13 protein-coding genes are annotated in these 16,057 nt (G+C 59.6%); 1 reads left to right on the top strand and 12 read right to left on the bottom strand.

All coding sequences use genetic code 11. The annotated features are described in order from the left end of the window. Nucleotides 1-2: 2 nt before the first annotated feature. From gatB to LOH53_RS01945, 6 genes are all read right to left on the bottom strand, one after another. A complete protein-coding gene (gene gatB / locus LOH53_RS01970; RefSeq protein ID WP_230066030.1) occupies nt 3-1,511 on the bottom strand; it encodes an Asp-tRNA(Asn)/Glu-tRNA(Gln) amidotransferase subunit GatB in 1,509 nt (502 codons plus the stop codon). Beyond that, nucleotides 1,511-3,049 carry an Asp-tRNA(Asn)/Glu-tRNA(Gln) amidotransferase subunit GatA gene (gene gatA, locus LOH53_RS01965; RefSeq protein WP_230066029.1) on the bottom strand — a complete coding sequence of 513 codons (1,539 nt, stop codon included), beginning with the start codon at nt 3,047-3,049 and terminating at the stop codon, nt 1,511-1,513. The genes gatB and gatA overlap by 1 nt, the downstream gene beginning before the upstream one ends. A gap of 3 nt (nt 3,050-3,052) precedes the next feature. Beyond that, nucleotides 3,053-3,349 (bottom strand): Asp-tRNA(Asn)/Glu-tRNA(Gln) amidotransferase subunit GatC, encoded by a 297-nt coding sequence (gene gatC / locus LOH53_RS01960; protein ID WP_230066028.1) that lies wholly within the window; start codon nt 3,347-3,349, stop codon nt 3,053-3,055. Between the two features lie 65 nt (nt 3,350-3,414). Then, complete coding sequence (locus tag LOH53_RS01955) at nt 3,415-4,767, bottom strand: LssY C-terminal domain-containing protein (RefSeq protein WP_230066027.1); 1,353 nt, start codon at nt 4,765-4,767, stop codon at nt 3,415-3,417. A gap of 87 nt (nt 4,768-4,854) precedes the next feature. Beyond that, on the bottom strand, nt 4,855-5,352 hold the full coding sequence (locus tag LOH53_RS01950) for a GNAT family N-acetyltransferase (protein ID WP_230066026.1): 498 nt from the start codon (nt 5,350-5,352) through the stop codon (nt 4,855-4,857). Then, nucleotides 5,349-5,585 (bottom strand): hypothetical protein, encoded by a 237-nt coding sequence (locus LOH53_RS01945; protein WP_230066025.1) that lies wholly within the window; start codon nt 5,583-5,585, stop codon nt 5,349-5,351. Before LOH53_RS01945 ends, LOH53_RS01950 begins: the two co-directional genes overlap by 4 nt. Here LOH53_RS01945 and LOH53_RS01940 point away from each other — a divergent pair. Then, nucleotides 5,584-6,519, top strand: a complete 936-nt coding sequence (locus tag LOH53_RS01940) for a hypothetical protein (RefSeq protein WP_230066024.1) — start codon at nt 5,584-5,586, stop codon at nt 6,517-6,519. The two genes, LOH53_RS01945 and LOH53_RS01940, sit on opposite strands and share 2 nt — an antisense overlap. A 48-nt stretch (nt 6,520-6,567) precedes the next feature. Here the strand turns inward: LOH53_RS01940 and LOH53_RS01935 are convergent, their stop codons facing one another. The 6 genes from LOH53_RS01935 to LOH53_RS01910 all read right to left on the bottom strand — a co-directional run bounded on the left by LOH53_RS01935 (nt 6,568) and on the right by LOH53_RS01910 (nt 16,007). Next, entirely contained in the window at nt 6,568-7,119 is a 552-nt protein-coding gene (locus LOH53_RS01935) for a DUF2087 domain-containing protein (RefSeq protein WP_230066023.1), read from the bottom strand. 38 nt (nt 7,120-7,157) lie between these two features. Next, nucleotides 7,158-7,994, bottom strand: coding sequence for an inositol monophosphatase family protein (locus LOH53_RS01930; protein ID WP_230066022.1), 837 nt, complete (start codon nt 7,992-7,994; stop codon nt 7,158-7,160). Then, nucleotides 7,991-10,330, bottom strand: coding sequence for an NAD-dependent DNA ligase LigA (gene ligA / locus LOH53_RS01925; RefSeq protein ID WP_230066021.1), 2,340 nt, complete (start codon nt 10,328-10,330; stop codon nt 7,991-7,993). Before ligA ends, LOH53_RS01930 begins: the two co-directional genes overlap by 4 nt. A gap of 84 nt (nt 10,331-10,414) precedes the next feature. Then, a complete protein-coding gene (locus tag LOH53_RS01920; protein WP_230066020.1) occupies nt 10,415-10,681 on the bottom strand; it encodes a hypothetical protein in 267 nt (88 codons plus the stop codon). A gap of 188 nt (nt 10,682-10,869) precedes the next feature. Further along, on the bottom strand, nt 10,870-15,306 hold the full coding sequence (locus tag LOH53_RS01915) for an FtsK/SpoIIIE domain-containing protein (protein ID WP_230066019.1): 4,437 nt from the start codon (nt 15,304-15,306) through the stop codon (nt 10,870-10,872). Then, nucleotides 15,303-16,007, bottom strand: a complete 705-nt coding sequence (locus LOH53_RS01910; RefSeq protein WP_230066226.1) for an FHA domain-containing protein — start codon at nt 16,005-16,007, stop codon at nt 15,303-15,305. Before LOH53_RS01910 ends, LOH53_RS01915 begins: the two co-directional genes overlap by 4 nt. Nucleotides 16,008-16,057: the final 50 nt, after the last annotated feature.

The raw sequence follows: 16,057 nt of genomic DNA, 5'->3' as shown, positions 1-16,057 counted from the left end.
TGTTAGCCTTCGACTCCAAGTGTGGCCAAGATCAGCTCACGCACGCGGCCGGCGTCGGCCTGTCCACGGGTGGCCTTCATGACACCGCCCACGATGGCTCCGACTGCCTGAATCTTCCCAGCGCGAATCTTCGCAGCAACATCGGGCTGTGCAGCTAGTGCCTCATCGATCGCCTTTTGCAGCGGGGCATCGTCGGAAACCACTGCGAGGCCACGCTTCGCAACGATTTCGCTCGGCGTCCCCTCACCTTCAAGAACGCCGTCCAGAACTTTGCGGGCCAGCTTGTCATTGATGGCACCGGAAGCGATGAGCTTCTCAATTTCCACAACGACGGCAGGGCTGACACCCAAAGCTGCGGGGTCGACGTCGGCCAGCTTTGCGCGCCGAGCAATCTCACCCATCCACCACTTGCGGGCTGCCGCAGCCGAGGCTCCGGCAGTGACCGTCTCCTCAATTTCGTCCAACAGTGCGGCGTTGACAACGTCGCGGAACTCCAGATCCGTGTAGCCCCAATCCGCTTGCAGACGCTTGCGGCGGGCAGCTGGCGGCTCGGGCAGGCGGGAGCGCAATTCTTCCACCCATTCGGATGTGGTGACAATCGGCACCAAATCCGGCTCCGGGAAGTACCGGTAATCGTCGGCGTCGGACTTGGGGCGCCCGGACGTCGTCGACTTGGTGTCCTCGTGCCAGTGGCGGGTTTCCTGAATAATTTTCACACCAGAATCCAGAACGGCGCCATGGCGCTGAATCTCAAACTTCACAGCGTTCTCGACGGCGCGCAAGGAGTTCACGTTCTTCGTCTCTGTACGCGTCCCAAACTTTTCCTGGCCATACGGACGCAATGAAACGTTGGCGTCGCAACGCACATTCCCACGTTCCATCTTGGCATCCGAGACGCCCAAGTTCTTCACGATCTCCCGCACAGCGGCGACGTAAGCCTTCGCCAGTTCAGGGGCGCGGGAACCCGCTCCCTCGATTGGCTTGGTGACGATTTCCACCAGCGGCACGCCGGAGCGGTTGTAATCCACCAAGGAGAAGTCTGCGCCCTGGATACGACCCGTAGCACCACCCATATGAGTGAGTTTGCCAGCATCCTCTTCCATGTGGGCGCGTTCGATCTCCACACGGAAGATCGTGCCGTCTTCCAATTCAATGTCCAACCAACCGTCGTAGCAGATCGGGTCCTCGTACTGGGAGGTCTGGAAGTTCTTCGGGGTGTCAGGATAAAAATACTGCTTACGAGCAAAGGTGCAATGCTCAGCAATCTTGCAGTTCAGCGCCAAACCGATCAGGATCGAGGACTCCACTGCTTTCTTGTTGACCACCGGGAGCACCCCGGGCAGTCCCAGGCACACCTCGTTGACGTTGGTGTTCGGCGCATCGCCAAACTCGTTAGGCGCGGAGGAGAACATCTTGGTCTTGGTGTTCAGCTCCACGTGGACCTCAAAGCCCAAGACGGGATCATACTTTTCCATGGCTTCTTCAAAGCTCAAGATGGTATCAACGCTCATTAGTTAGCCTCCTTGGCTGAATTTTGTGCCAACGCAGGTGCACGGTCAAGCAGGGGTCCGCCCCACTGGGCCTCGAGCAAGGACTCCAGCACAGCGCCCACGCGGTACAGTCGGGCATCTTCACGTGCCGGAGCCAGCAACTGAATGCCGACGGGCAACCCATCTTCGTCAGCCAGCCCCCCTGGCAACGTCAGGCCCGGAACTCCGGCCAAGTTCGCCGGGATGGTAGCGACGTCGTTCAGGTACATCGACAACGGGTCATCGATCTTTTCGCCAAGTTTGAACGCCGTTGTGGGCGTCGTCGGGGATATCAGTACATCGACCTGAGCAAAGGCTGCAGCAAAGTCTCGCTGGATCAGCGTGCGCACCTTCTGCGCGGAACCATAGTAGGCGTCGTAGTAACCAGCCGAAAGAGCATAGGTGCCCAAGATAATGCGGCGCTTAACTTCATCACCAAAACCAGCTGCGCGGGTGGCGGACATGACCCGCTCAATGGTGATTGAACCCTCGGTGGGCAATGTGCGCATACCGAAGCGGACGCCGTCGAACTTGGCCAAATTCGAAGACGCTTCAGAGGGCATGATCAGGTAGTAGGCGCCCAAGGCGTAGCCAAAATTCGGGCAGGAGATCTCGATGATCTCGGCGCCAGCACCGCGCAACAGCTCCAGGGATTCGTTGAAACGAGTCTCAACCCCGCTCTGGTAGCCCTCACCGTGCAGTTCCTTGATGATGCCGATCTTCATGCCCTCAACATTGCCCAAGCGGGCAGCGGCGGCAAGCCCTGTGGAGGGGTCACTCAGCGATGTTGAATCGAAGGGATCGTGCCCACCAATAACTTCTTGGAGTAAAGCCGAGTCCAGGACCGTGCGTGAGACCGGGCCAATCTGATCCAGCGAGGAGGCCATAGCGATGGCTCCGTAGCGCGAAACCGCACCGTAAGTCGGCTTAACGCCAACGGTGCCCGTGACGGCACCTGGCTGGCGGATGGAACCACCCGTATCAGTGCCCAGTGCAAGTGGCGCTTCGAAGGCGGCGACTGCGGCCGCAGAGCCACCGCCGGAACCGCCGGGGATACGGTCCAAATCCCACGGATTGCGGGTGGGACCGTAGGCCGAGTGTTCGGTGGAGGAACCCATGGCAAATTCGTCAAGGTTGGTTTTACCCAGGATTGGCATACGGGCGGCGCGGAGCTTCTTGATGACAGTTGCGTCATAGGGGCTCATCCAACCCTCAAGGAACTTTGAGCCTGCCGTAGTGGGCTGGCCCTTCGTGACGATCAAGTCCTTGACGGCAATGGGGACACCTGCAAGTTCGTGCAATTCTTCGCCGGCAGCACGGCGGGCGTCGACGTCGGCAGCAACAGCGAGGGCTTCCTCGGTGTTGACGTGCAGGAAAGCGTGGACGCCCCGATCGCCGCCGTCGACGGCCGCAATGCGATCAAGGTGCGCCTGCACCAGCTCAACGGAAGTTACTTCTCCGGCGGCCAGCTTCGCGGCCATCACGGCGGCGCTGGAACGGATCAATTCATTGGCACTCATGGATTAGCTCTCCTCCAAAATTGCGGGCACCTTGAAGCGGCCGTCCTGGGCGTCGGGGGCACCGGAGAGGGCCTCTTCGGCGGTGAGCACATGACCCACCACGTCCTCACGCATGACGTTCGTCAGCGGAATTGGGTGAGAGGTAGCCGGAACGTCGTCTCCGGCAGCCTCACTGACGCTCTTAACGGCGTCCACGATCACTGCCAGTTCATTGGCCATGCGGTCCAGTTCGTCGTCACTCATCTCGATGTGAGCCAGTTGCGCTAGGTGCGCCACGTCCTCACGGTTGATCGCAGCCATGGATCTCCCCTGTAAGAAAAAAGAAAATGTATCCCTCTAGCTTATCGCCCGTGCCACAGGTTGATTCACAGTGCGCTCCTGGCCGCTTTCAAAGCGGGCTTGGGGGAACGCTTGCGTCGAGACCAGATGCTGGAGTGCCGGGCCGAAAGTGCCAGAAGGATCAGGATATCTAGCGGAAGGCCGAAGACGTCCCCCAGCAGAGTCACTGACGTTCCGCCGAAAAATGTTATGGCCGTAATCACAATGGTCAACGCATTGAACGCCATGGCGGTAATCCTGGCCCAGTTCCTACCCTGGAAGACTTTGATGGCCAGAAACAGATAAAATACAGCCCAAATACCCGAAATCACAACCCCGATGTTGAAAATCACATCCACTACTTCACGCTCAAGAGGGTCGGCCCCGGACGTCAACTCTGCGAGGATTTGCTGATGTTCCATTTCGAGTGTGACCACTGCAACTAGTCCCACCACCACCCGCAATATCATCAGCAGCACGCCCATCAGTGTGGAGACAGGACGCTTTCGCGCACGGGCTTTTTGCTGCGCCTTAGCCCCGATGAATGACGGGGCACCGCTGGCATCTACCTCACCAAGTTCGACGACGGGCAAGTGGCCGTCTGTTTCAATGCTGTCCCCGCCACCGTTGCGTGAGTGGTACCCGGTGGAGAAATCCTTGATGGTCCGTACGCCCACAGCAGGATCGCTATGGCTCAACGTTTTGACAATGTGGTCGCGTTCAATGTCCGTATCGGCGTCGATCTTGTGCGTTATTTGCAAGGTGAACAAGGAAAAGCCCACGGCCCGGTCAAACGTTCCGGCAGCCATCCAGTCGGCCTTGTACCCGCCCGGCAGCAACCAACCTTCCGGGCAACGCCAAAACCGGACGTGGTGGCGCTTGGCCGGATTTCCTTCGACTTCCTGCTGGTAGGCGAAGTCCTGCTGGCGACCAAAGAGCAGTAGTGGGCTCACCGGAGCCTCGTCATAACTGCGATGCAGCACCGTTGAGGTAATGATGCGCCAGCTCGAGTGCAGGTCCACATCATCGGCTTTGATCCAGTTCGCCCTCACCATAGCGGCGTGAACCTGAGCTTCGGAGCCCTCGGCAGCCACGTTGATCGGATCTCCCAAAAGTCCGTCACTGGTGCGGGCACGACCAATGAAATAGTCGGGGACGTAAATGGATGTGAGTATCCGGTGCAGTCGTGGCAGCACCAAGTAGGCAAGTACCAGCCAGAAGACTATGAATAGCGGAACCAGATACCAACCAACTGAAAGAGATTCCGAGAGCAGCAACCATGCGAGCCATAGTGCGCCCAAGCCGCTGAGGGCAAAGAAGATGTTATCCCAAACGAAGTTGGCGTCAGGGCGCCTTTCAGCGGTGAGGTGCCTTCGAGAAGTTGTCATCGTCCGTGGCATTCGCCCGCCTCCAATTAGTCGACTTCATCCTATCCGCTGGCGAAACGTTCTTCCGTTATCTGGCCCTGGCGCCCCAACATCGATTCCCTATAGTCCCAAGCGATAGACAAGGAGTTGTTTGCCGTTTTCGGGGACAACCCAGTCCCGCTCGGGTTCGCGGACGAATCCTAATTTTTCGTATAGTGCGTGGGCACCGTGCCAGTCATCGCCCGTCGTAAGACTGACGGCACAAATACCATTCATGGCCCGTGCCCGTTCAAGGATGGCTTTCACCATGGTGGTCCCTGCACCGCTACGTTGGAGATTTGGGTCCACCACAAGAAGCCGGAATTCAAGTTCGTCAGGTAGCGCGATGTCGGCCCATTCATCCCCGTGCAGGGCCAAAGTTGCCGAAGCAACGACCCCGTCACCGTTCTCGGCAACAATGATTGGCGCCAAGGCAGCCCGTTCTCCCACTCGCAGAATCTTTTGCATATACGGGTGTTGAGTGCTGTCAAAGTATCCTGCGCCCAGGTATGCATCTGCTGTGATGCGAGCGACGGCGTCGTAGTCGGTTGGTGTTATAGGGCGGACGGTCAGACTCATGCGCGGGATTTTCCTTGTACTTTGCAGGTTGACGTGCCGGTGAGGGCACCTTCCCATTCTGCCGCACTCATCTGGTCCTTAACGTGCACACCGGATTCATTGTGCAGCAGATGCGGGTGCAGGCGGCTCTTACCCGCATCTGCTGCACAATGAATCGAGCGGAAATGCCAGCAGCACTGCCCCTGTGGATAACTCAGATCACGGTTTCCCTTTTTAGGCGAGACTTCTTTCATGGTGGTTAGACCCCGACTTCCCGGCATACTTGCCAGCCAGTCCTTTACTTTCCGTGAGGGGCTGGCGGCAGGTGCAACGCTGAGCCGGCTGCGAGCTAAAGACCTCCAGTGTCCCAGCCGGGGAATACGGGTTCCCTACGATGCCCCGCAAACGTTGGTGGAACGGGTCCGGCCCTATGTGCATCTGGGTCAGGACGTCTGCATTTCCCATGTGACGGCGGCGTTGATTCACGGTATGCCGCTGCCGTGGTTTGCAGAAGATATCAAGACACTTCATCTCACTCGACAACCGGGGATGTCGACGCCCCGGCGGAAGGGCGCCACCGGACACAGCATGCTGCTTTCTGGAAGTGAGATCATGACCATCCACGGCGTACCGGTGACAACTCCAGCTCGGACGTTCTTGGATCTGGCTTCCGTGCTGGATCTGGATGATTTAGTCGCGGTCGCGGACTTCCTCATCTGTGCACACAATCGTCATTTTGAAGCACGCAAGCGCGCAATCGTCCCAGAGGCTAAATTGCGGGACTACATTGGCGAAAAGTTTCATTTGCCGGGTTTAGGCAGGGCCCGTGAAGCAATGGGGTTGATGCGGGTGGGGGCTGACTCGCCTCCAGAGACTAAATTGCGGCTTCTACTTCGCAGCGCCGGGTTGCCCGAATTTGTGCCAAACCACACCATCTATGGCGAACCAGGAGAATACGATGCCTACCCGGATCTGGCGTGTGAAAAGTACAAGGTGTGCGGCGAATATGAAGGGGCTATTCACCAGACAACGAGGAAACAGCTCTACGACCGGACCCGTGACGAGCGCGCTGCCGCCCGCGGGTGGCTACAGGTGAAAGTGTACGGCGCAGATTTCGCTCGGGGCCAGAAACACGTAGCTGCCATGTTCGCCCAGGCTCTGGCTCAGCACGGATGGCGGCCAGGCTGACTCCACTCATTGTGCATCTGATGCGGGTCCACGGCGCCCGAACCCGCATCAGCTGCCAAATGAATGCGAAGGCGAGCGATACCGGCTCCCCTCAACGTTGCGCAACAGCAGCCCATGGTCCACCAGCGCACGGCGCAGGGTGGGAATATCCCGCGTTACGGTTGCCAGGAGACGATTGATATCCAGTTCAGCCAGGTCAGTCTCGGTCGGGATCAGTCGCTGGGCCAGATGCTCGAGCACTTCCAGGCGCTGCGCCGCGTTCATCGGCAGCCGGGTAAGCATTCCGCTTTCAAAAAACCTCTCAATGCCTTCTCGCTTCGGCGTCGCGTTAGCCGCAAGAACCCTAGCGAGGGCTCCAGGTATTGGTAAAAAGGTGTCAGGATCAAGTAAACCCACCGCTACTAATCTATTCAGCGCCTGCCGCTCACGTGCATCAACCGGGTAAGGAACTCCCGTTTCAGCCATCCCCGCTGGGGTATCGATAAGCACTTGCCGCGCATAAACCTTCATGGCGTACTCGTTAGCCAGCGCCGCCAGTACCGGCTGCCAGGGCAGGGATTGGTGCGGTTTCTGATCCGAAATCTGGGCATCCGTTCTCATAGCTTCCTTACCGCGCATCAACACTTCAGAAGAGCCGCTCACTTCTTTGGCGCGAACGATCCTTCTAATCCGGGAACACAAGCAGCTGTCCACACGGCGAGCACTTCCGCGCGGGTGGGTAGTCCACTCATAGCTGGGCTGAGCTCAGGGCGGTGCACCCAGGCGCCGGCTTCCTGCGCAATGAGTCCCCCGGCAGCGAAATCATGCTCGAAGAGTCCGTATTCGAGGTAGGCGTCTACCCCGCCTTCGGCTACGGCGCACAGCTCTAAGGCGGCGGACCCAAGGCGGCGAAAATCACCGAAGTGGTCCATGCGTCCGTCCAGTTCAGATATTAGCCGACGCCGGACAGCTGGCTCATACGTCAACGCCGTCGACAGTAGTGTGCCTCCACGGGCTTCGAGCGGTCCTGTGAGCTGGCGGATCGATTCGACGCCGTCGGCCCGGGTTTCCTTCAGCCAGGCGCCCTCTCCTTTGGAAGCGAAGTAGATTCGTCGAAGTGCAGGGGCATGGACGACCCCTGCCAGCCATTCCCCGGCGGGTCCCATCACGGCCACCGATGTGCCGTAATAGGCGATGTTGCGAATGAAGTTCATGGTTCCGTCCAGTGGGTCCACGCTCCATCGGTAACCGGAGGGCGACTGCGGCAGCGCCGGGGCCAACTCCTCACCCGTGATGACGTCGTGTGGGCGTGCCTCTTCGATCACGGTACGCACGGCACGCTCTGCTGCGACGTCGAACGCCGTCACCCAGTCGGCGTCAGACGACTTTTCCTGTGCACTGAAACCGGAAGGATCGCGTTTCGCCAACACGTCCGCTCCAGCTGCGGCTGCCCGCAACGCCACCTCCAGCAATTCGTCCAATGGTGTCTGATTCATGCGTCCTCCTCGTGTGCGTCGTTTTCAAATTTCGGTGCCGGACCGTGAGCTAGCAACTTCACAAAACCGTCCTCGTCTAAAACGGTGAGGCCCAGCGATTCGGCTTTGTCCAATTTGGTGCCCGCGTTCTCCCCGGCCACAACATAGGAAGTATTTTTGGAGACCGATCCGGAGGCCTTGCCGCCTCTGGTGATGATGGCCTCTTTGGCTTCGTCACGGCTGAAGTTAGGCAACGTTCCGGTGACCACAATGGTCAGCCCTGCCAAGGTGCGCGGCGTAGATTCATCGGTGTCGTCAGTCATTCGCACGCCCGCGGCATCCCACGCCGTAACAATGTCGCGATGCCAGTCAACGGAGAACCACTCGATCAAGGCTTCAGCAATGATAGCTCCAACGCCGTCCACGCCCGCCAAAGTTTCTTGGGACGCCTCCCGAATCCCCTTCATGGAACCAAATGCTGTGGCAAGCGCGCGTGAGGCCGTCGGCCCCACATGCCGAATGCTCAGGGCGACCAACACCCTCCAGAGCGGCTGCGCCTTAGCCTTTTCCAATTCCTCAAACAGTTTTTCCGTGGTCTTGGTTGGTACTGACGATTTCTTCGGGGTCGCCTTGGTGTAAAAGTAAGGGACTTGGTGGAAGCGGCCAGTCCCGGCACCGTTGGCCCGGATCTCACGCCACACCACGACGCCGGACAGGTCAAGTTCGCCGATGGAGAAGACGTCCGCTTCACTTCTCAACGGACCAGGCCCCGCCGGAGTGATGGCTCCGGCGCCGTCAGCTGGGTTCGGCCCCGGCCCCGTCGTCAGTGCCGCCGCGGCTTCGTAACCCAACGCCTCAATGTCGAATCCTCCACGTCCCGCCAGGTGTGCCACGCGTTCGGTCAGCTGGACGGGGCAGGACTGGGCGTTGGGACAGCGAATATCGATGTCGCCTTCCTTGGCTGGTGCCAAAGCGGTCCCGCAGGATGGGCAGTGCGTTGGCATCACAAATTCGCGTTCTTCACCGGTACGCAGCGCAACTACCGGCCCAACAATTTCGGGTATGACATCCCCCGCTTTCCGCAGCACCACAGTGTCACCAATCAAAACGCCCTTAGCCTTGACCACTTCTTGATTGTGCAAGGTGGCCATTTCCACAGTAGAACCAGCCACTTTCACCGGCGTCATCACCCCATAGGGGGTGACCCGGCCCGTGCGGCCCACGTTGACCCGGATATCCAGCAGTTTGGTATTGACCTCTTCAGGCGGGTATTTGTAGGCCACTGACCAGCGCGGAACCCGGGAAGTGTGTCCCAAGGCGCGCTGCGTGCCGAAGTCGTCCACTTTCACCACAATTCCGTCAATTTCATGGATCAGGTCGTGACGGTGTTCGCCGAAGTGTGCAATGAAGTCCAGCACTTCTTCAAACGAAGACAAGACCTTGAAGTATGGGCTGGTGGGCATGCCCCAAGATTTCAGCAGCTCATACGTCTCTGACTGGCTGAGCGTCGATAACCCCTCGCGGGCGCCGATGCCGTGAACATACATACTCAGGGGCCGTTTGGCAGTTTCCGCCGGATCTTTCTGCCGCAAGGAGCCTGCCGCTGAGTTTCGCGGGTTCGCAAACGGTGCTTTGCCTGCCGCTACCATTGACTCGTTGAGGGCGATGAAATCCGCCGAAGCAATAAATACTTCTCCGCGAATCTCCACCTCCGCCGGAAAACCGCTGCCGTGCAGACGTTGAGGGATGTCCTTTATGGTGGCGACGTTGTGTGTAATGTCCTCGCCCGTGGTTCCATCCCCGCGGGTGGCAGCGCGCACCAGAACGCCGTCACGGTAGAGCAGGTTCACGGCCAGACCGTCGATCTTCAATTCCGTCAGCCATTGGGGAGACTTCCCATGCAGTTTGGCTACGGATGCTTCTGTCTTCGCCAGCCACGCTGTGAGCTCTTCAAGGGAAAATACGTCCTCCAGTGAGTACATCCGTGCCAGATGTTCGACGGCGGCGAACGCCACCGAGACATCCCCGCCTACCACTTGGGTTGGCGAGTCATTGCTCGCCAGTTCCGGGTGAAGCCCCTCCAGCCGCTCAAGTTCACTGTAGAGAACGTCGAATTCAGCGTCGCTGATCAGCGGATCGTCGTCGTTGTAATAGGCGGCCCGGTACTTCTGGATCAGTTCGACGAGTTCGCCATGCCGTTCCCGTTCAGGCGCCGGGGGCACGGGCGAATCCTGGGCTTGGCTCGGGGCAGGGGTCTGGGCGGAATCCGGCTGGCTAGTCACTCTTCCATCTTGCCGTATCCGGGGCCGTTCCGCCCAGCGCCGCACGTTTCCTTCAATGCCGCATGATCCAGCCATGCCGCTGTAAGGACTGTCAAGACAGGCAAGAGGCCCGGCATGAAATTCATGCCGGGCCTCTTGGAAAAAATGTTTCTGCGTGACTTAAGCGGAAGCTGCTTCCTGCTGCTGCTTCTGCTTGAGCACAGTGGCCTTGACCGTCTCGAGGTCAGCTGCCACGCGGGTCAGTGAGCTCTTGTAGGAAGGCCAGTCGCTGGTCTTGAAGCGGCTAGCATCCGGACCCTGCCACTGAACGGAGTTTGCCTTGGAATCCAAGGTGCTCGTGATGGTGTGGATCTGATCGACTGCGTGGGCAATCTTGCTTGCCAAATCCGCCATGTCCTGGGGGTCATTACCAATCAAACCGGCCATGATGCACATCCTTTGAATCGAAGTTGTCAGTGATTCGCAGCCCCGGGTTTCCGGGTGGCGACTGATATGAATCTATCCCACGCAGGCGATCTCCGTCGATGGGCTGGACTCCCCATATAGCTCTCCCCATCCGATCCCACAACAAGACCGGAGCAAGACCGGAACAAGACCGGAGCAAAATGAAACAACTACCGCTCGTGGTCCATGGTGGTGGCGACCTGCAGCTTGAACGCTTTGCCTCGGCCCACCACGTAGCCACGGCCGGGGACGAACTTGTTGTTGTGCAGCCTTCCTAGCGGAGTGCTCATGAGGGAATCCCCTTCGAGGTCTCCTGGGTTCATGAGCAAACCACGACGTCCGGACTTGAACAGTCCGGAGAGGCTCCACGCACCGGCCCAGGTGGAGGATTCAGCTTCACCCACCACGAAATGGTTCGCCTTCACAGCCGCCTTGATCAGGTTCACCAAGTCCATTTCGACCTCGGAGTCGGCAAATTCAGTCACCCCTTCGATGAAGAGCGCCACATCCACGCTTTCGGATTCCACCAGTTCGATCAGACGCCCAAGCTCCGGCTCCACGCCATGATTGGTAGTAAACGATTCGTCCCATACTGGCATGTGCGCAATGGCTGACTTCCGCGATCCGAGATACACCCGACGGACGGCCGGCGTCGAACGCTTCAGGGCCTCTGCGAGCGTGACCAGCGCCGTGGTGCGTCCGGATCCGGGCGGACCGGTCAGCATGAGTGCACCGTTTGCCAGCAGTGACGCCGGTTCCAGGTTGTAGTCGTCCACGCCGATGATGGCGTTTCCCGGGGTCCCGGCGGGCAGCACGTTCAAGTCCAGCGACTCCGGCAACGACTCGATGCGCGGTGCCTGTGCCACGCCTTGACGCCTCAATGTTTCGGCGAGTTTCTCCACTTGCCGCGCCTGCAGGGCTAAGTTCGCATTGCCACCAAAGATCGCTAACTGGATTTCTCCGTTGTCGATCAAACCCCGCCCGGGAGGGGAAGCAGCATTGAGCACATCGCGGGGCAGGCCCAGATTGGAGTAGTCGTCCATCGTGGCCATACGCAGCACCAACAGTCGCTGTACCGAGGCGGCTAGCGATGCGGGCAAGGACTTGGCGCTATCTCCGGCAATGACAATGTGGACGCCCATGGGACGGCCGTCTGTGGCGATTTGTTGCAGCGTCTCGAATTGGTTCATGCCCACCCGGAATTCGTATTGTTCCCGGAACGTGGCCAGGCCATCGACCATAATGATGATGCGCGGCTCGTCCGGCTTTCCCGCCAGTCGCCGGTATTCGGCAATACTGCCAGCTTTTTGGGCCGCGAAACTTTCGGAGCGCTCCTCGATGATCCCGCGCACATGCCGCAGGAGCCGGCCCACGCGTTCGGCGTCCTCGGAGTTGATTATGCCGCCCACGTGCGGGAGCACCTGAAGCATCGACAAACCGTTGGACGCGGCGTCAATTCCGTAAACTTGCACGGGTCCGCCGCGCGGGGTGATCGCAGCAGAGATCGCGAGGGTGCGTAGGGCAGCGGATTTGCCCGAACCGCTGGCACCGAGGATCGCCATGTTTCCGTCCCGGTCCGGCTCGAAAAACACAGTGGGCTGGGACTGGTGGGCAGGATCGTCCATGACGCCCAGCAACAGTTTTTCATCCGTACGCGGGTTCGGGAGCTTGGAGAAATCGTACGTGTCCGGAAGCTCGCTGAGCCATGGTTTACGTGGCGGTTTCACACCCAGTTCGACGGCGGCCAAGGAGATATTGGCTACCGCCCGGGAAATGTCATTGGGCCCGGCGGAATCCTCTACGGGAACCTGTTCGAGTTCTTGCTCCCATGCCGCGCCTGCACCAAAGTCCATTTCCACAATGTCGATGCGGGGACGCTGTGGCGTTCGGGTCGTCCAGCCACCGGCATAGCCGGTCTGGAATCCCTGAATGCGGCCAGGCCCGGTCTTCGCGGCTCCACGGCCGGGGATACTGGGGCTAAAGTACGCCGCCGTCGGCTCCCCCAAAATATCTTGGGAGTCATCCACGTCGGCCATGCGCAAGGCGATGCGCATATTGGTGTTGGCTCGAAGGTTGTCCTTAATGACGCCGGAGGGACGCTGCGTGGCCAGGATCAGGTGCAGGCCAAGTGAGCGGCCGCGGGCTGCGACGTCCACCACGCCGTCGACGAATTCCGGCACTTCTTTGGCCAGCGCGGCGAACTCATCGACCACGATCACCAACGACGGCGGCGCCTCGGGATCCGCTTCTCGCTCCATGGCGAGCAGGTCCTTCGCCTTTTTGCGATTGAGCAGATGCTCGCGGTAGTGCAGTTCCGCTCGTAGCGACGTCAAGGCCCGGCGTACTAAGTGCGGAGAGAGATCGGTGACAAGTCCTACGGTGTGCGGAAGTTTAACGCAGTCAGCGAAGGCCGCCCCACCTTTGTAATCCACGAAGAGAAAAGAAAGCCGATCCGGGCTATAGGCCGCGGCCATCCCCAAAACCCATGCCTGGAGAAACTCTGACTTTCCCGCTCCCGTGGTCCCTCCGACGAGTGCGTGCGGACCTTCAGTTTTCAGGTCCAGGTACATCGGTGCCACACCCTTTGAGCCGACCAAGGCACGCAAAGAACCCTGGTACTTGCGGTTCTTGACGGCCCGGGATGACACAGAGTTATTTTCCAGCCAGTGGTCTGCGATCGTGGAGGTACCCTCCACCAGCTCGTGTCCGGCAAGAGCCACATAGGAGACGCTGCGGGGCAGATCGGAATCATCATCCACCGGTTTACCCACATCCACCACGGGTGCCAACATGCGTGCCAGCGTAGCTGCCAGCTCGGCGTCGACACTTTCACAGCTGACCGGGAACGTCAGGGCGCCTAGTCTGACCTGTCCGGTGGTGGCGGTTTCGGCAACGTGAATGAAATCTCGGCAGCTGGCCGGTAGTGCTTGCAGGGAACTGGCCACCCACAAAATGTGCACGCCGACGTCGGCCCCATGCTCGGCCAGACGGGTCAGTCTGGCGCGGTCCACTTTGACGTCATCTTCGACGATGACCAGCAGTGCGGGAACCACGGGGACGGGGACTTTTTCCTTGTCCTCGACGATTGGCCCGCGGTGGGCAGCAGAGTTGGCTGCCAGGCTGGCGCCTCGGGTGACGATCAAGTCCTCGAGGGCCGCAAGCAAGATGCTGGCCGCACCGGTGCCGGCACCGAGGTGGTCCGCCGCCAGCGGAGAGTGCACCGAGCCCACGTGGGGTAGCCACTGCAACCATTCCCAGCGAGCCTTGGATTCCATGGACGTCATGGCGGCCACGGCCAGTTCGGCTGGCGAATGCAGCCCCACAGCCTGGAGTACCAAGGCCCGGGCGACGTCGTCGACCACCCCGCGAGGTCCAGCTAAGCCCAGCGCACCGCTTTCGCGCAGCTTGGCCACGACCGGCACGGCGTCTACATCGTCGAATTCCTTTTTCAGGTCCGCAATCTCCGCCATGAATTCCGGCAGCGTGTTGTTATCGGTGGGCGCCTTGACGGGTGTGCGGGATGGCTGGCGGCCAATGCCCAGACGCAGTGTCAAAAAGGCATCATGTTCTGGGCGGTGCGTCCACATGAGCGGACCCAACTTATAGATGGCGTCCACAGTTTCAGCTGCGGAGGGGCATTCGGCTAGCCTCACGGCCCGCTCCACTTGCTGGCGAGCCGTCATCTGGCGTCGGAACTCTATGGCAGATTTGCGGAACTGTTCAATGTTCTCCCGCGTATCCGCTCTGATCTGCCGGCGCTGGTCAACGTAGCTGCCAATGATCATCAGCGGCATCATGGCAATGAAAATAAGGCTGAACAAGCTTTTGGTTATGACGAACATGGCCCCACCCATGAAAATGGGTGCCACGAGCATGATCAACGGGAAGCGTTCACGCTTGGGCCGCTGCGGTCCGCTGGGTACTACCTGTTCTTCGATCTCAAAGCTGGGTACCACTCGGGGCGAACGGTTAAATTCCACCAGCGGGCTGGTGGGCCCGGACTGCCCTCCGCGACCAAGACTCACCACGGAAATGGACGTCTCCCCCAGGGTTACTTCGTCGGAGGACCCCAGGACGGCACGGGAGAATTGAATACCGTCCATCATCATCCCGTTGGCGGAGCCCGTATCGGCGATTTCCACCGTTTCGCCTACAGTGATGCGTGCATGGCGTTTGGACATCAGTGGATCGCTCAGGCGCACGTCGGCGCTGTAGTCGCGGCCAATGTAGCTGGTACCTAAGGGAAGCGCGAACTCCTGACCCACGTCGGGTCCGGACATGACGCGCAGCGTGGCCGCCGCCGGCCCCCTGTCTTGGGCCGGGACGTGAAAGGAATCGCTGACCTGGGTTAGCGATACTGTGGCTCCTGGCCGCAACCCGGATTCGAGCAGATTAGCTTCTGGCGGCAGCGTCCGTCCCCGAACGCCACCTACCATTGATTCCTCCACCAAAAGGGAGAGTTTTTCCGGTGCGACGGCGCCCTTGCGGGAAGGGTCACTCAAGTACAGTTCAGTGGCAATATCCCCCACCGTGGCCAGACCGTCTACGGTGACGGCCAAGTTCTTATCGGGCTGTGGCTCTCGCCGCAGGGTCAGTCGGATCCTCATTCATCATCCATTTCACGTTGAGAGTCCAGCAGTGGCAGATCCTCGGCCGTCACCAAGTGGGACGTGACAGCATGCTCCACCAGGCGGGCACGGCGGTTGGTGGCCAGTTTTCCACCGCCTCCGCGTAAGCCCACCACACCCACGCGGTCAAGTTTGTCGCACACGTTATCCAGCTTGCGGTTGAAGCGAGTGAGTACCCAACCCAACCTTTTGGCGGCCTGCGCCGAGGACGGAATGGAGCTAAAGCCGGTTCCGTCGCGGCGCAGCATCGGTTCGGCTAGCGCAACTATGAGTGCCTTTTGGGAGTCGGTGAAGACCACGGGCCCAATGGTGGTGGATCCGGCGGAATCTTCCCCACGGCTCTGCGCTAAAAAGGCCGGGGTTTTCAGATGGACGGAGAACTCATACGTGGTGGGTCCTGCCGTGAAGATGACGTTTGTATGGGCAAAGACCAGCGGTATGCGTGCCCCCGGCGCCATCCACGCTTGCATTCCACCGGCCGCGTCGGCGATGGTTGCAGAGAGCATGGTGCCAGCGTTTGTCAGCCACCAGATGCCGTCATAGCGGCTGATTTGCAAGAACGTTCGGTGCAAATAGGGGTTGTCATCAATCTCCAAGTCCCCTTCGCGTCCAATGCTGAACACCCCCTCTGGTGAGGGTTCATACCATTCACCACAAAAATCAACAGCTAGTTCCCCCATGCTGGCCTCCGCTTTCCTATTCTCTGCTAAATCTCTCAAGGTGCTGTTTT

Origin of the sequence: Arthrobacter cryoconiti, from assembly GCF_020905375.1 — a bacterium.
Taxonomy (GTDB): Bacteria; Actinomycetota; Actinomycetes; order Actinomycetales; family Micrococcaceae; genus Specibacter; species Specibacter cryoconiti.
The sequence above is the reverse complement of the archived record's forward strand: the minus strand, read 5'-3'. Positions and strand labels throughout refer to the sequence as shown.

Coding starts and splice junctions, on each gene's coding strand:
- LOH53_RS01930 (WP_230066022.1), bottom strand. CDS start 7,994: ATGAATCAGACACCATTGGACGAATTGCTGGAGGTGGCGTTGCGGGCA.
- LOH53_RS01910 (WP_230066226.1), bottom strand. CDS start 16,007: ATGGGGGAACTAGCTGTTGATTTTTGTGGTGAATGGTATGAACCCTCA.
- LOH53_RS01915 (WP_230066019.1), bottom strand. CDS start 15,306: ATGAGGATCCGACTGACCCTGCGGCGAGAGCCACAGCCCGATAAGAAC.
- gatB (WP_230066030.1), bottom strand. CDS start 1,511: ATGAGCGTTGATACCATCTTGAGCTTTGAAGAAGCCATGGAAAAGTAT.
- LOH53_RS01920 (WP_230066020.1), bottom strand. CDS start 10,681: ATGGCCGGTTTGATTGGTAATGACCCCCAGGACATGGCGGATTTGGCA.
- LOH53_RS01950 (WP_230066026.1), bottom strand. CDS start 5,352: ATGAGTCTGACCGTCCGCCCTATAACACCAACCGACTACGACGCCGTC.
- LOH53_RS01955 (WP_230066027.1), bottom strand. CDS start 4,767: ATGCCACGGACGATGACAACTTCTCGAAGGCACCTCACCGCTGAAAGG.
- gatA (WP_230066029.1), bottom strand. CDS start 3,049: ATGAGTGCCAATGAATTGATCCGTTCCAGCGCCGCCGTGATGGCCGCG.
- ligA (WP_230066021.1), bottom strand. CDS start 10,330: ATGGCTGGATCATGCGGCATTGAAGGAAACGTGCGGCGCTGGGCGGAA.
- LOH53_RS01940 (WP_230066024.1), top strand. CDS start 5,584: ATGGTGGTTAGACCCCGACTTCCCGGCATACTTGCCAGCCAGTCCTTT.
- LOH53_RS01945 (WP_230066025.1), bottom strand. CDS start 5,585: ATGAAAGAAGTCTCGCCTAAAAAGGGAAACCGTGATCTGAGTTATCCA.
- LOH53_RS01935 (WP_230066023.1), bottom strand. CDS start 7,119: ATGAGAACGGATGCCCAGATTTCGGATCAGAAACCGCACCAATCCCTG.
- gatC (WP_230066028.1), bottom strand. CDS start 3,349: ATGGCTGCGATCAACCGTGAGGACGTGGCGCACCTAGCGCAACTGGCT.